Source organism: Paenibacillus xylanexedens, from assembly GCF_007676705.1.
Taxonomy (GTDB): Bacteria; Bacillota; Bacilli; order Paenibacillales; family Paenibacillaceae; genus Paenibacillus; species Paenibacillus xylanexedens_C.
Genome location: NZ_VEBF01000700.1, coordinates 1 through 233 on the forward strand (window position 1 = coordinate 1; position 233 = coordinate 233).

Consider the following 233-nt stretch of genomic DNA (forward strand, 5'->3'; position numbering starts at 1 on the left):
TCGTGTGATTGCATCGGAGCTTGGTCGTGATGAAATATTGGAGATTGGGATGGTTGAAAATGTGGGGGAAGGAAGGAGAGTAGGGGAATGTATGGGGTAGGGAGTGAATGTTGGAGGGTTTAGGAAAGTGGGGGTGATAAAAGTTGTGTGGATATAGAATGTGTGGAAGGAAGGAGTGGGGAGTGGGAAGATTGAGGTAGGGGTGGAGGGAGATGGGTGGAAGGAATTGTGAA

General features: G+C 48.5%; 1 protein-coding gene. It reads right to left on the minus strand.

Annotation, left to right across the window (positions count from 1 at the left end):
- Positions 1-214: hypothetical protein (locus tag FS628_RS33405; RefSeq protein ID WP_369008928.1), on the minus strand; the 214-nt coding region annotated here is incomplete at its 3' end.
- Positions 215-233: the final 19 nt, after the last annotated feature.